Raw genomic sequence first — 14808 nt, forward strand, 5'->3', positions numbered from 1 at the left:
TGCTTTTTATGAAAAGGGGCCAATACGAAAGGTGAGTTCTTCTTCATGTCCTTCTCCAGGGAACAATTCCTCAGGAAAACCGGTTGTCACTTCACACGTTGTTTCATGGTCACGAGCGAAGCGTTTAAATAATGATTTAGATGCTTCATTTGATGGGGTGACTGTGGCTTCCATGTAGCAAACATATTTGCAGCTTTCGCGCTCCACTAACGTATTTAACATTTTCGATGCTATGCCATTGCCACGGTAAGAAGAGTCGATCCCAATTTGCCAAATGAAAATAACATTACTTCGTTGGGGTGGGATAAAAGCTGTTATAAAACCAACTAGTTTATCTTTTTCCTTAGCAACTACACAGGTTTCGGAAAAATATTCACACATCATTAGGTATTTATAGGGAGAGTTTTGATCGAGGGATGAGTTGTTAACAAGCTCCCACATGGATGTTCCATCTTCAACACTTGGTATATCATATGTTACTTGATCAACAATAGGGGATTCAGTTTTCGAGGTCATATTGGATCACCTGCAATGATATCAAAGATTTTAATAGTGTTTTCCTCCTTTAAAGTTTATAGGTACATATTGAACAAGGCAGGGTGTTTTGAGGTGTAATAAACCAAATTATTCCTTGTCAATGTTTATATAATAGTGTGATGGAGTAAGATTATCAAACTAGTTATATCGTGATTATATGACTTAATAGCGATTGAACCATGATTCATGCATTCTCACGTTGTATTTAGTTTAAATATCAAAGAGTACGTTAAGAATACATTGAATTGATTCATTTATGGCATGATTGTATATATTTTCAAAGAGTATAATTTTATAAAATACAGCTTTCCTATACAAATTATTATTGTATAAGCGTCTGAAAATTTTTAAAATAAATGATGAGTATATATGGTGGACTCATTCTAATTTTAAAAGGAAATGTAAGGATTGGGGTGTAATATTGCGAGATCTAATCCACTCGAAACTAACAAAGCGTTATTTAATCGTTGCTATTATTGTTGCAATTGTTTCTTTAACTGCAATCTATTATTTTACGACCCAATTACTTTTCCATTCCATGAGAGAGGAAATTGAGTATCGAAATGATTTGATGGCTAAATCGATCAGTAAAAAAACGAGCTTTATGTTTGAGAAAATGGTCAATGATGCGCGAGTTATTTCTGAGTTTTATCGTATAAATGATAATCAAGATTTATATAGAGAAGAAATGGAACGAATTATTGTCCATAATCCACTCTATCTATATATGAATATTATTGATGAATCAGGAGAGCCAGTATCAACCATTCCAAATGTTCATTCCAGTTCTGCCTCCTATAAGCAAATTGTAGAACGGTTAGAATGGAGCAAAACTTTCTATATCTCAAATCTAATAAAATTAGATGATGGTAGAAGTACTATTGCTCTAGGTTACCCTATCCTTGACGAGACAGGGGCCTATAAAGGTGCGGTAATTGGATATGTAAACTTACATGTCTTGTCTGAGTACTTAAGACAGGTTAAGTTAGGAAAGAAAGGTGTTAACGCGTTAATTGATCAAAATGGTACCATTATTGCACATACGAATGACTATTATTTAGGGAAGTCATTAAGGAGTCCTACCTTAAAAAATTATTTATATAAAAGTCGATTCGGAATTTGGCGTGGAGAATTATTTGGAAGTGAAATGCTGTTAGCTTATCGTCCTATAGAGTCAGGGGGATTTGGACTCATTGTGGGTGAGTCTACAGACCAAGCATTGTTGCCTGCCAATAATGTTCAATCTGTACTTCTGCGCGGATTTATCATAGCATTACTGGTTACCGTTTTGTTCACATTTGTTGGGGTATCAAGGGTGGTTAAACCTATTACGAAGTTAACAAATCAAGCACATCAATATAAAGAGGGAAGACGATCAAGTTTCGACCTTATTGAGACAGGGGATGAGATTGAAAACTTATCCTTTACAATGAATGAAATGGCTAGTGATTTGAGGGATAAAGAGAGAAGGCTCTTTTATATCTTGGAATCTGTCCCGTATGGTGTAATCACAACTGACCAAGAGGGGCGGGTCATGACTTTTAATAAAGGGGCAGAACAGCTCACTCTATATAAACGAGAAGAAGCATTAGGGAAATATATTATTGATCTTCCATTGAAGGCAACCAAACATGAGTTTATTTCGTGGAAAACGTTAAAAGAGGGAAAGCAATTTCATGAACTCGAAAGCTACATATATGACAAAGAAGGAAAAAAACATGACGTTCGAATGTATTCTTCTTTATTCACTGGTGATGAGAATCAAATTATTGGAGCCATCCTTGTCATACGTGATGTGGAAGAGATCAAAAAGTTAGAGGAGTTCTTAAGGCAAAGCGAACGTCTAGCTTCACTTGGACAGTTAACTGCAGGGATTGCTCATGAAATTAAAAACCCGATTAGCATCATTCAAGCTGCAACAGAGGCAATTCAATTCGATTTATCTGAAGAAGAAATTGATGAAGATCTAATTAATGAGATGACCGATGACATACTCGAAACCTCTGAGAGGTTAAATGATTTACTTGCTGATTTCTTGAAAATGTCTAGAGGTGATATGACTGAGAACAGGGAAAAAGTTAATCTTGTTGTATTATTAAATGAGATACTCTCGTTATTACGTAACCAATTTGAAGATCGTAGAATTCAGTTGGAAAAAGATTATGGAGTAGAAGAGGCTTATGTGCTTGGGGATTCTAGTCATCTTTCACAGGTATTCTTAAATATGATCTTAAATGGGATTCAAGCTATTGAAAGTCAGGGTACCTTTAAAGTGAAAATATCAGATCAAGAAACGGAATGGAATATTGAGTTAGAGGACAATGGTGGAGGAATACCTGAATCTCATTTAAATTGGATCTTTACTCCTTTTTATACAACTAAGAACGAAGGAACAGGTTTAGGGCTATCCATAGCACATGAAATTGTAACTCAACATGGTGGAAAAGTAGAAGCTTCCTCAGAAGGGGACCATACAACTATGAAGATTCAGTTGCCGAAGATTAAGCACCAAAGTGAAGGGGAGGATGAGTAATGGAGCGCATTTTACTGGTAGATGATGAACCGAAAATCCTGAAAATTTTTCACTCGTCCTTAACCAAAAAAGGTTATGATGTTCAAACAGCAGCGAATGGACAAGAGGCTAGAAATAAAATATTAGAACATGACCCTGAGTTAGTCTTCCTTGATCTCAAGCTTCCTGACACAAGTGGATTAGAATTGCTTGAAGAATTCAGAGGAATGTATCCTAACAAGGTTTATATTATGATGACTGCCTATGGAAATGTAGAAAATGCTGTGGCTGCAATGAAGGTAGGAGCTTTCGATTATATAATTAAACCAATTAAATTAAATGAGTTATTGGTTGTCATTCAGAAAGCCTCAGATTGGCTAACAGTGAATCAAGAAAACCAATGCTTAAAGGAAAAATTACATAGAATTGAGACTTCCAATGAGTTACTTGGCATTAGCAGTATAATGAAACGAATTTATCAGCTAGTTCAACGAGTGGCTCCAACTGACGCAAGTGTTTTATTACAGGGAGAAAGCGGGACAGGAAAAAGCAAAGTAGCTCAAATGATACACGAACAAAGTGAACGAAGGAATGCTCCCTTTGTTCCAGTCAATTGTGCATCCATACCTGAACAACTTCTAGAAAGTGAATTATTTGGACACGAAAAAGGGTCATTCACCGGGGCAACCTCTACACGTAAGGGGAAATTTGAAGCGGCCAATGGAGGTACGATTTTTTTAGATGAGATAGGTGAAATTTCTACAGCATTTCAGGCAAAATTACTTCAAGTGACCCAAGATAAATCCTTCATGCGCGTAGGAAGTGACAAATTACAGACTGTTGATGTGAGGATAATAACAGCAACTAATAAAGACCTTAAAGAGTTAGTGAATCTCAAAGAATTTCGTGAAGACTTGTTTTATCGTCTAAATATTGTAGATATTTTTATTCCTCCACTCAGAGAACGTAGAGATGATATACCGATGCTTGTAGAGAGTTTTTTAGAATATCATCGGCAGAAACACAGTAAAAATTTTCAGGCTTCAACTAAATTAATAAATCTTCTTATGGATTATCATTGGCCTGGTAATGTACGTGAGCTTCAAAATGCTATAGAGCGAGCAGTTGTTCTTTGTCCTGGAGCTCAATTGTCAATTGATGACTTCCCCCAAGAGATTAGGGAAAGAAAACAGAACTCAACAGTGTCGAAAAGCTTGTCATTACCTGAACGAATCGCAGATGAAGAAAAGAGAATGATTTTGGAAGCTCTTGATGAAGGACTTGGCCAACCAGCAGCAGCTGCCAAAAGGTTAGGGATTTCACGACAGAGTCTTCTTTATAAAATGAACAAATATTTTTCAGAAGATGGGTAAAAAAAAGCTACTAACTTGATGGTTAGTAGCTTTTTAAATGGAATTTTTTCACTAAGTCATTTTTGTAAAAAGTTTTTTACAAAGTTCCATAAAGTTTTTACGAAATAATTTTAAAAATTCTGATAAATGAGGGTTTTATGTTGGCATGAAATTTGCATTATTAATTGGTAACAGGATAGAGGGGGTGAAACGATGGAGATTCTAGAATTTATTCAATCTAACTGGGTTGAATTGCTCAACTTAACCGTAGAGCACATCAAGTTGGTAGGACTAGCAGTCGGAATTTCAGTTTTAACAGGAGTCCCTTTTGGGATTTATATTTCTCAACATGAGTCTTTAGCGAACTTAGTTTTAGCTATTGCAGGAATTATTATGACAATTCCAAGTATAGCCTTATTTGGACTCATGATTCCTCTTTTTTCATTAATTAATCAAGGAATTGGGTTTGTGCCAGCAATTGTAGCTTTAATTCTATATTCTCAACTGCCTATAATCCGTAATACGTATATTGCGATTAAAAATGTTGATCCAAATACAAAGGATGCAGCAGTTGGAATGGGGATGACCACGAAACAACGTCTCTTCAAGGTGGAAATTCCATTAGCCCTCCCAGTAATTATGGCAGGTGTAAGAATGGCCATTGTATTGACAATCGGTATTTGTGCCATTGCTGCTTACATAGGGGCTGGAGGATTAGGAATGTACATTGCAAGAGGTATATCTACGAGTTACACAACGATGGTGCAGGTTGGTGCAATTTCTGTTGCTTTGTTAGCCATATCCGTAGATTTTGCCTTAGGCGTATTGCAAAAAAGGCTGTCATACAAAGGAGTAAAATCATAACAGGTAGGTGAGTAAAGATTGATTCATTTTAAAGATGTGTCGAAAGTTTATAAATCAGCTGAAAAAGAGGTCACAGCAGTTGATCAGATTAATTTACATGTAGATGAAGGAGAAACTTGTGTCTTTTTAGGGCCCTCAGGCTGTGGAAAAACTACACTCCTAAGAATGGTAAATCGACTTATTTCAATAACGGATGGGACGATTGAAGTTAATGGGAAAAACATTAAAGATATGGATACCATCAAACTTAGACGGTCAATTGGGTATGTCATTCAACAAAATGGGTTGTTTCCAAATATGACTATTGAGGATAACATTTGTGTTGTTCCGAAAATGTTAGGATGGGATCAATCTAAAATAAAAACAAGGTACAATGACTTAATGGAGATGATGGGGCTTAATCCAGATGAATTCAGAAAGCGCTTTCCTTTTGAGCTGTCAGGTGGGCAACAACAGAGAGTTGGTGTAGCCCGTGCATTAGCAGGCGATCCCCCTGTCATGTTAATGGATGAACCATTCGGCGCATTGGACCCAGTGATTCGTGAGCACCTTCAGAATGAATTTAAACGAATTCAAAAGGATTTAAAGAAAACCATCTTGTTTGTAAGTCATGATGTAGATGAAGCTTTAAGACTTGGAGATAAAATAGCGATCTTTGATTCAGGAAAGCTTATGCAACATGATACACCTGATCAAATCCTATCTAATCCCAAAAATGATAAGGTCGTAGAATTCATTGGGCAGGATCGCATGTTGAAGCGTTTAACTTTATTAAAAGTTGAAGATCTTATGTCACATATTGTGGGTTTTCAAACTAGACATGGTGGAGAACTAAACAATGATATTCCAACCGTTTCTAGTCAAGATACCCTGAAAACTGCACTTTCTCTTTTACTTGCTAGTCCGGTTGGTGAAGCAAAAGTTGTAGATGAATTTCAAAATGTTTTAGGGGTTATAAAGGTTTCAGATTTTGATCAGTTAACGAATGTTCATCCTGATCAGTTATTAGCTGCAAGGTAAGGAGGGATAAAGTTGTCGAATCGTAGAATGGTAGGTGTTATTAAAGTTTCGCTTTATGTGGTAATATTTGCGATTTTACTTTGGGCTTATTTTTCAGGTGCCTTTCAGTTTATCGTTGATAACCCGGGTGATCTAATTTATTTAACTAAACAACACATTAAGCTTGTAGGTATCTCCTCTATTTTAGCAATTTTGGTAGCGGTTTCATTGGGTGTGTTTATTACAAGACCGAGATTTAAAAAGTTTGAAGGAGTAGTCATGAACTTTGCAAATGTTGGGCAAACCGTCCCGAGTTTAGCAATATTAGCATTGGTCATGAGTTACATGGGGCTTGGTTGGCAGACTGCTGTCTTTGCACTTTGGTTTAACTCATTATTACCTATCCTCCGTAATACACTAGCAGGAATCAACAATGTAGATTCTTCTATTATAGATGCAGGTAGAGGAATGGGAATGAAAGAAAGGCAAATTTTATGGAAATTAGAATTACCAAATGCCATGTATGCCATTATGGGTGGAATCCGAACTGCGGTGGTTATTAATGTGGGGTCAGCTGCGCTAGCTTTTCTTATAGGAGGAGGGGGACTGGGTGACTTGATCTTTACTGGAATCTCCTTATACGATACTGGAATAATGCTAGCTGGAACAGTACCCGTTATCATTCTAGCAATCTCCATCGACTTTTTACTCGGTGGATTTGAGAAACTTGTTATTTCAAAAGGGTTAAAAAGAGATTTAGATATGGCTTAAAAAGGAGGAAATGGAAATGAAAAAGTTTTCTTTAATTGGAACTATGGTTCTGTTAATAGTATTTAGTCTTGCTGCTTGTAGTAACTCATCAGGTGGAAGTTCAGGGGATTCTAAAGGAACAATTAAGATAGGAGGAAAAGGGTTTACCGAACAGCAAATTCTTTCAACTATGACATCTATCTACCTTAAGGAAAAAGGCTATGATGTTGAAGAAGCCAGTAACATGGGAAGCACTGTGGTTAGGAAAGCACTAGAAAATGGTCAGGTTGATATGTATTGGGAGTACACAGGAACAGCTTTAGTTATTTTTCAGAAACAAGATCCTTTAGCTGATTCAGAGAAAGCTTATCAAAAAGTAAAAGAAACAGATGAAAAAGAAGGCCTTATGTGGTTAGAAAAAGCAGATCTTAATAACACCTATTCAATTTTAATGAAGGAGGAAAAGGCTAAAGATTTAGGCATTAAATCTGTATCCGATTTAGCTGATTACGTTAATAAAAATCCAAATAAATTAAAATTCGCATCAAACGCAGAATTTTATGCTCGTGATGACGGCATTAAAGGACTACAAGAACATTATGGCTTTGAGTTTCCATCTAAAAATGTAGTAAAGATGGATTCAGGATTACTCTATAATGCTTTAAAAGATGGACAAGTTGATGTCTCTGTTGGGTTTGCAACAGATGGAAGAATTAAAGGGTTTAATTTAACAGCGTTAGAAGATGACAAAGATTTCTTCCCTGCCTATAATGTTGCTCCGGTTGTAAGAGAGGAAGTATTAAATAATTATCCTGAGTTAAATGATTTAATGAACAAGGTCTCTGGTAATTTAAACACAGAAGCCATGATGCAATTAAATTATAAAGTTGATGTAGAGCATAAAGAAGTTTCACTGGTAGCGCGAAATTGGTTAAAAGAACAAGGGTTAATTGAGTAAGCTCCTCTTAGGTAATAGTAGAATTAATGTGAGGATGAGGCTTTATTACACAATTGCAAGATAGATTATATGAATACATTTTAGAAGAATCTATGACTACAATACCTGAAGAAATCGTGGAATCTTTAAAAGATGCATTGGCTGACATAGTGGCTAGCTCGATAGCAGGTTCAAACACACCAGTAGTTGAACATGCTAAACGCTTTGCTCAGAACCAATGGAAAGAGGGAGCAAGTTCAATCTTGCTCTCATCAGATCAATTAAGTGCCACGGGAGCATCTTTTGTCAATGCAACTATGGCAAATGCCCTGGATATTGATGATGGGCATCGACTTGTAAAAGGACATCCTGGTGCAGTCTTATTCCCTGCTATATTAGCAATCGGGGAAGAAAAGCAAATTACAGGGGAAGAGTTTCTTTCAACTTTACTTATGTCTTATGAGGTTGGGATACGTGCAGGCATACTCGCACATGAATTAAGACCTGAATATCATTGCACAGGATCATGGGGAGCTATTGGTGCGTCTGCAGGAGTGAGTAGGATATTAAATCTATCTAAGGATAAAATCTATCATGCTTTAGGGGTTGCAGAATATCATTCAACTTATTCCCCAATGCTCAGGGGCATCGATCATCCCTCTATGCTGAAAGATGGGATTTCATGGGGATGCATGACAGGGGTTAGTTCAGCTCTTTTAGCACAAGAAGGGTTTACAGGCATCCCCTCTTTATTTAATGCAGAGAATTCTAGAGAATTTATTAATGATCTAAAGCAAAGATACAGAATAGAAGAGCTATATTATAAACCATATGCTTGTTGTAGATGGGCGCAACCACCGATTGAAGCAATAAAGGAACTCATGGAGAAGAACATAATTTCATACAAAGATGTAAATCGTGTAAAGGTATATACATTTACAGAGGCTGCTAGTCTCTCTAAAAAACAACCAAACAATACTGAAGAGGCACAATACAATCTTCCTTATCCAATGGCTTGTTATTTTGTTTTTCAAAATGTAGGTCCAACTGAAGTGACAAAGGAATTGGGAAATCAAGACGTTACAGACTTAATGGAGAAGATAGAAGTTTATGTTGATGAAGAACTTGATCAAGAGTTTCCGAAAAAAGCATTATGTTGGATCGAAGTGTATATGAATGATGGAAAGATCTATTCTTCTGCAGTTCAACAAGCTAAAGGAGATTGGGATTATCCTTTAACAAAGGTAGATAAAGAAGAAAAATTCTATCGATTAGTAGTGCAACATTTAGGGGAAGAAAGAAGCAATGAACTTTATAAAATGATTCACGAACTAGAACAACTTCCGAATATTAGGGCTTTAACAAGATTGATCAATTTACCCATTTCAAATCGCAAGTAATGAGAGTCAGGACGTCAAAGGAACATGGTAGCAAAAGAGTTAGTGGTTGAAATTAGTGATTGGAGTGTTTTGTATGAGAGTCACTATGGCTCAAACCAATCCAGTATTTGGAGATGTACATGAAAACTTAGAAAATATGATCACGTTAATCTATCAATACAAAAATGAAACAGATTTAATTGTTTTTCCAGAATTATCTTTAACCGGATATTCATTAAAAGAAAAAGTGTACGATTTAGCCATTACTTTAGAATCTCCGGAAATACAACAAGTTTGTGATGTTTCAAAAGAGACAGGAATTAATGTGATGTTTGGGTTTATTGAGAATGGAAAAGGGACACGTGTTTATAATTCTGCTGCTTTTATTAAAGATGGTGAAATAAGTTCTATTCAACGAAAAATCTACCCGACAACATATGGGATTTTCGAAGAGGGAAAATATTTCGCCAAAGGGAAGAAGGTGAAAGTTGATGAGCTACAAGACTTTACACCCTCAATGCTCATTTGTAACGACCTTTGGCATCCCTCTCTTCCTCACATAGCGGCACACAAACATTGCTCCTTAATAGTGTGCTTAATAAATAGTCCTGAAGGAGGGCTTGGAAGTACATATTCAAGTTCAATAGGATGGGAGAGACTTGGACAATTCTATGCAGGGATTTATGGATGTTATGTCATTATAGTAAACCGTGTAGGGGAAGAAGAGGATGTTTCGTTTTATGGGAATTCAAAGGTTATTAATCCCTACGGTCAAGTGGTCGATCAATGTCCATTTAATGATGAATCTACTCAAACATGTGAAATTGATTATTCAAAAGTTAAAGAAATTCGAAAGATTTTGCCGATCATGAGAGATGAAGATGTGGACTTAACGATTCGACATTATCAAGAGATCGCCAACCAAGAAAATGCTGATTGAATAAAAATTAATTTTTTATATGTAGGAAGGGAGATTTTTATATGAACGAGAAAGCAATTCAATTTTATAGTGATGGACTAAAATTGCAGGGTACTTTTTATTATCCAGAATCCTATAATTCCAATGAGCAATACCCAGCTATTATCATTAACTCAGGGTACCAGGGAGTAAATGAATTTTATCCAAAGATGTTTGCTAAATTCCTTACAGAAAAGGGATATATCTGTATGGGATTTGATTATCGTGGTTTTGCTGATAGTGAGGGGGACCCATCTCGGGTTTTATTAGAGGAACAAGTAGAGGATATTCAGAATGCATTAACCTATTTGCGTTATCAATCTGAGGTCGATAATGATCGTATTGGACTTATTGGTTGGGGCATGGGTGGCTCTAATGTGATTCGAGTAGCAGAGAAAGAGAGCGTTGCTGCAGTGGCTGCGTTAAATGGTTTTTATCAAGGGGAGCGTTGGTTAAAAACAGTGCATTCGTATGAAACGTGGTCGACAGTATTAGATGCTGTAGAGGAAGACCGTATCAGGCGCGTTACCACAGGAGAGTCTAAAAAAGCTGATCCCTTCTTTCATTATCCATTAGACCCTGCAACAAAGGATTATGTACAGAAAGAATTAGCATCGAAAAAGGGGTTTGGTGGTGAAACACAGCTTCAATTTACGGAATCTGTTTTAGAGCTAGATGCTGAGAAGGCTGTTCGAAATCTTGTAGATACCCCTCTATTTGTGGCGCATGGGAAAAATAACCTTCTTCATCCAATTGAAGAATCGATTGCACTTTATCGAGCGGCTACAGGCCCAAAAACTTATTATGAAATTAAGGGAAAACATAATGACTTTATGTATAGTGAAGATAAAGAATTCAAAGCATTGATTGAAAATCTTCATACTTTTTTCCTTGAGGCGATGGCGGAATGACAACCTATCATCCATTACTAAAGGGAGCTTATGATCTTCACGTTCATAGCTCCCCTAGTGCATTTCCGAGGAAGCAAACAGATTGGGAATTGGTTGAAGAGGCGCGGCAAGCAGGTATGGGTGGCCTTTTACTGAAAGCTCATGAAGGTACAACGCATGATCGTGCTACGTTAATTCGTGACAAGGTGCCCGACATGAATATCTATGGCGGTTTGGTATGTAATCTCTACACTGGTGGACTCTCATATTATGCAGTAGACATGGCACTCCGTATGGGAGCAAAAGTGATTTGGATGCCCACCATCTCAGCCAAACAGCATGCAAAATATTTTGCTGAACATGAACAAGGTCGTTTTTTTAATAGTAAAAAGGCGCTCGATGATTCAGCTTCAACGTTAACTGTTCTGAATGATGACGGAAGTATAAAATATGAAGTAAAACGCATTTTAGAGGGAATCGCTTCTTATGATGCGATTTTAGCTACAGGACATCTTGCACCTGATGAGGTTGATGTTTTAGTAGATAAAGCTCAAGAAATAGGCGTGAAGCGAATTTTAATTCAACATGCAGATTTAGGCATTGCTCAAGTGCCAATGGATCTTCAAAAAAAATTAGCAGCTCAAGGGTGTCTGATTGAAAAGTGTTACCTGGCTTGTGGGGAAGATTTCCGAAACTGTACGGTCCAACAAATGGCTGATAGCATTCAGGAAGTTGGGGTGGAATCTTGTGTTTTAGTCACAGACTATGGCCAGCCTCATAACATTACACCAGTCCAAGGCCTACAAGAATTTGTAGTTCGGTTATTAGAGTGTGGAATTAGGGAAGAAGAGATAAAAAGGATGATCGTTCATAATCCAGAGACGTTATTGTTTTGATTAAATGAAAGGAGCACGTTATATGGAACAGTGGAAGGAAGCTTTACAAAAGCATATTCAGGAAGAGCGCATTTTAACGAGTTTAGCAGATCGATATAGTTATAGCTTTGATGCTTCCTTTGGCGAGCACCTTCCGGAAGTAGTCGTTCAACCAAGTAATCGAGATGAAGTTGTTGGGGTCTTGAAAGTGTCCAACGAGTATAAAGTTCCAGTATATCCGAGAGGACAGGGGACTTGTTTGAGTGGTGGTCCCTTACCTGTCCATGGTGGGATTGTTCTCGATATGTCTCAGTGGCCTGAAAGCATAGATTTGAGAGTGGATGATTTAACAGTCACCGTATCCCCAAGTGTGTTAACTGCACGTATTAATGAAGAGGCGATGAAGCATGGACTGATGTATGCGCCCGATCCGAGCAGCGCGCATGTGGCGACAATCGGAGGAAACTTAGCTGAAAACTCTGGAGGTCCCCGAGGGTTAAAATATGGTGTTACAAAGGACTTTGTTTTAGGTCTTGAGGTTGTTACTCCTGAAGGGGAGGTCATTCGAACAGGTGGACAAACGATAAAAAATGTCACAGGCTTTGACTTAACTAAATTGTTAGTGGGATCTGAGGGTACTTTGGGTGTTATTACAGAGGCGACTTTAAAGCTCGTACCGAAGCCTCCAGCTGTCCAAACGCTAATGGTGACATTTGATGATGTACATACGGCAGGAAAAGCAATATCCAAAACGCTTACCTCAGGGATTTTGCCTTCCAAGCTAGAGTTTATGGATCAGGCTTGTATTCAAGCTGTTGAAAACTTCAACCCAATTGGTCTGCCAACCCATGCGGCCGCGATTGTCATTGTTGAATTGGACGGGCATCCCGAAGCGCTAAAAGTTGAAAAAGAAATCGTTCAAGAGATCATGCAGTCGATTGGTGCTACGGATGTGGTTGTGCCCGGAAATCAAGAAGAAGCAGATCAAATATGGCATGCTCGAAAACAAGTATCACCTGCTATTGCGAAAATCAAGCCAACAAAAGTTTCAGAGGATGCAACGGTTCCACGTAGTAAAATTCCTGATATGATGGCTCGTCTAGAAGATATTAAGCAAAAGTACAATGTCGAAGTTGTTTGTTTTGGTCATGCTGGAGACGGGAATCTGCATCCAAATATCCTATGTGATAAACGTGATCAAGAAGAGATGAAGCGGGCAGAACAAGCTGTTGAAGAACTATTCCAAGCAGCGATTGACCTTGGAGGGACCCTTTCTGGGGAGCATGGAATTGGAACGATGAAAGCTCCGTTTATGGAAAATGAACTTGGGGCTACTGGAGTAAATATGATGCGCCGTATTAAAGATGCATGGGATCCGAATGGGATTATGAATCCTGGGAAGATTTTTGCGGAGAAGGGACAGAAGTTGGTGTTACGCGATGAGTAATCTACAAGAGTTACAAAAGACCATCAACTATGACAAAACCTTTGATTGCGTCCAGTGCGGTTATTGTCTGCCAGCCTGCCCAACTTATGAAACCATGGAGAAGGAAACCCATTCTCCTCGGGGACGCATTAACCTTGTGAAAATGGTAGCAGAGGGAAAAGCATCCGTTGAAGATTTACGTGATCCTATTGAAAAATGTCTAGGCTGTATGGCTTGTACGACAGTTTGTCCTACGGATGTCCAGTATGGTCAAATCCTTGAGGGAGCTAAAGAAGTGATTGAGGATCATGAAGTGAAATCCGGAGCTCAAAAGCGAATGGAGGATTTCTTATTTGGATCATTTTTCCCTTCTAAAGGTTGGATGAACACACTAGGTAATATGACGTGGTTTTATCAAAAATCAGGTCTTCAGTCTTTTGCCAATCTAACCTCAGTAACCAAGATGGCACCTCTTCATTTAGGGTACTTTGAACAGATCATACCGAAACAGCCTTCGCCGAGGAAAAGAGCTAAGAGAACGAAGCGGTACCTACCAAAGCGAAAAGCTTCTGCTAAAGTAGCTTTTTTTACAGGTTGTGTGATGGATAGTGTGTTTTTTGAAACGAACCAAAACACAATCGATTTAATGGTGCGAAGCGGGCTTGAGATTGTGATTCCTGAACAGCAAACCTGCTGCGGTGCGTTACATGCCCATGCGGGAAAAGTGCAAAACTCCGTTGAACTTGCGAAGCGAAACATTCGTGCTTTTGAAGAAGAAGAGATCGATTATATTGTGAATAACGCTGGAGGTTGCGGAGCTCGTTTAATCGAGTATCATCACTTATTTGAAGAAGGAACACTTTGGAGAGAGCGTGCAGAACGGTTTGTATCTCGAGTGAAAGACATTTCGCAAATTTTAGTTGATGTAGAAGGATTGCATTTCACTAAGCCTGTGGATAAAACCATCACATACCAACCTTCTTGCCATATGTCGAACGTTCAAGGTGTTAAAACGCCGCCATTGGAACTGTTAAAAAAAGTGCCGGGATTAGAGTTGAAAGAATTAGAACGCCCAGATTTTTGCTGCGGCTCTGCTGGAATCTATAACATTATCAATTATGAAGAATCAATGGAGATTTTGGATGTGAAAATGAAGGATGTATGTTCTGTACAACCTGAGCGTGTTGTAACGACAAATCCAGGATGCCTATTGCAAATGAAACTAGGCATTGAGCGAGAAGGACAGTCAGAACAAATGGATGCTGTCCATTTAGTAGATTTATTGTTAGAAGCGGGACCACAAGTTTAATAGATTGTAGTGAGACTCAG

General features: G+C 38.0%; 13 protein-coding genes. 12 read left to right on the forward strand and 1 reads right to left on the reverse strand.

Going from position 1 to position 14808, the window contains the following annotated elements; translation table 11 throughout:
* Positions 1-6: 6 nt before the first annotated feature.
* Entirely contained in the window at positions 7-516 is a 510-nt protein-coding gene (ectA, locus tag GS400_RS03215) for a diaminobutyrate acetyltransferase (RefSeq protein ID WP_160098988.1), read from the reverse strand.
* 442 nt (positions 517-958) lie between these two features.
* Here ectA and GS400_RS03220 point away from each other — a divergent pair, with 442 nt between their 5' ends.
* The 12 genes from GS400_RS03220 to GS400_RS03275 all read left to right on the forward strand — a co-directional run bounded on the left by GS400_RS03220 (position 959) and on the right by GS400_RS03275 (position 14788).
* Positions 959-3070: a PAS domain-containing sensor histidine kinase gene (locus GS400_RS03220; protein WP_160098989.1), complete on the forward strand. Its 2112-nt coding sequence runs from the start codon at positions 959-961 to the stop codon at positions 3068-3070.
* Entirely contained in the window at positions 3070-4422 is a 1353-nt protein-coding gene (locus tag GS400_RS03225) for a sigma-54-dependent transcriptional regulator (protein ID WP_160098990.1), read from the forward strand. The genes GS400_RS03220 and GS400_RS03225 overlap by 1 nt, the downstream gene beginning before the upstream one ends.
* Positions 4423-4614: 192 nt before the next feature.
* Entirely contained in the window at positions 4615-5265 is a 651-nt protein-coding gene (locus GS400_RS03230; protein ID WP_160098991.1) for an ABC transporter permease, read from the forward strand.
* An 18-nt stretch (positions 5266-5283) separates the two neighbouring features.
* A complete protein-coding gene (locus GS400_RS03235; RefSeq protein WP_160098992.1) occupies positions 5284-6285 on the forward strand; it encodes an ABC transporter ATP-binding protein in 1002 nt (333 codons plus the stop codon).
* A 12-nt stretch (positions 6286-6297) separates the two neighbouring features.
* Positions 6298-7035 (forward strand): ABC transporter permease, encoded by a 738-nt coding sequence (locus GS400_RS03240; protein WP_160098993.1) that lies wholly within the window; start codon positions 6298-6300, stop codon positions 7033-7035.
* A 16-nt stretch (positions 7036-7051) separates the two neighbouring features.
* Entirely contained in the window at positions 7052-7972 is a 921-nt protein-coding gene (locus GS400_RS03245) for a glycine betaine ABC transporter substrate-binding protein (RefSeq protein ID WP_160098994.1), read from the forward strand.
* Between the two features lie 53 nt (positions 7973-8025).
* On the forward strand, positions 8026-9351 hold the full coding sequence (locus GS400_RS03250) for an MmgE/PrpD family protein (protein ID WP_160098995.1): 1326 nt from the start codon (positions 8026-8028) through the stop codon (positions 9349-9351).
* A 73-nt stretch (positions 9352-9424) separates the two neighbouring features.
* Positions 9425-10270, forward strand: a complete 846-nt coding sequence (locus GS400_RS03255; protein ID WP_160098996.1) for a nitrilase-related carbon-nitrogen hydrolase — start codon at positions 9425-9427, stop codon at positions 10268-10270.
* Between the two features lie 41 nt (positions 10271-10311).
* Positions 10312-11199, forward strand: coding sequence for an alpha/beta hydrolase (locus tag GS400_RS03260; protein WP_160098997.1), 888 nt, complete (start codon positions 10312-10314; stop codon positions 11197-11199).
* Positions 11196-12074: a DUF6282 family protein gene (locus tag GS400_RS03265; RefSeq protein WP_160098998.1), complete on the forward strand. Its 879-nt coding sequence runs from the start codon at positions 11196-11198 to the stop codon at positions 12072-12074. The genes GS400_RS03260 and GS400_RS03265 overlap by 4 nt, the downstream gene beginning before the upstream one ends.
* A gap of 22 nt (positions 12075-12096) precedes the next feature.
* The gene (locus GS400_RS03270; RefSeq protein ID WP_160098999.1) at positions 12097-13500 is read left to right on the forward strand and encodes an FAD-binding oxidoreductase; all 1404 of its coding nucleotides are present in this window, start codon (positions 12097-12099) and stop codon (positions 13498-13500) included.
* Positions 13493-14788 (forward strand): (Fe-S)-binding protein, encoded by a 1296-nt coding sequence (locus tag GS400_RS03275; protein ID WP_160099000.1) that lies wholly within the window; start codon positions 13493-13495, stop codon positions 14786-14788. The genes GS400_RS03270 and GS400_RS03275 overlap by 8 nt, the downstream gene beginning before the upstream one ends.
* Positions 14789-14808 lie beyond the last annotated feature (20 nt).

This window comes from Pontibacillus sp. HMF3514 (genome assembly GCF_009858175.1).
Taxonomy (GTDB): domain Bacteria; phylum Bacillota; class Bacilli; order Bacillales; family BH030062; genus Pontibacillus.

Excerpts from the sequence above, each read along its gene's own strand:
- ectA (WP_160098988.1), bottom strand. The coding sequence starts at position 516 with ATGACCTCGAAAACTGAATCCCCTATTGTTGATCAAGTAACATATGAT.
- GS400_RS03225 (WP_160098990.1), top strand. The coding sequence starts at position 3,070 with ATGGAGCGCATTTTACTGGTAGATGATGAACCGAAAATCCTGAAAATT.
- GS400_RS03230 (WP_160098991.1), top strand. The coding sequence starts at position 4,615 with ATGGAGATTCTAGAATTTATTCAATCTAACTGGGTTGAATTGCTCAAC.
- GS400_RS03245 (WP_160098994.1), top strand. The coding sequence starts at position 7,052 with ATGAAAAAGTTTTCTTTAATTGGAACTATGGTTCTGTTAATAGTATTT.
- GS400_RS03255 (WP_160098996.1), top strand. The coding sequence starts at position 9,425 with ATGAGAGTCACTATGGCTCAAACCAATCCAGTATTTGGAGATGTACAT.
- GS400_RS03260 (WP_160098997.1), top strand. The coding sequence starts at position 10,312 with ATGAACGAGAAAGCAATTCAATTTTATAGTGATGGACTAAAATTGCAG.
- GS400_RS03265 (WP_160098998.1), top strand. The coding sequence starts at position 11,196 with ATGACAACCTATCATCCATTACTAAAGGGAGCTTATGATCTTCACGTT.
- GS400_RS03270 (WP_160098999.1), top strand. The coding sequence starts at position 12,097 with ATGGAACAGTGGAAGGAAGCTTTACAAAAGCATATTCAGGAAGAGCGC.
- GS400_RS03275 (WP_160099000.1), top strand. The coding sequence starts at position 13,493 with ATGAGTAATCTACAAGAGTTACAAAAGACCATCAACTATGACAAAACC.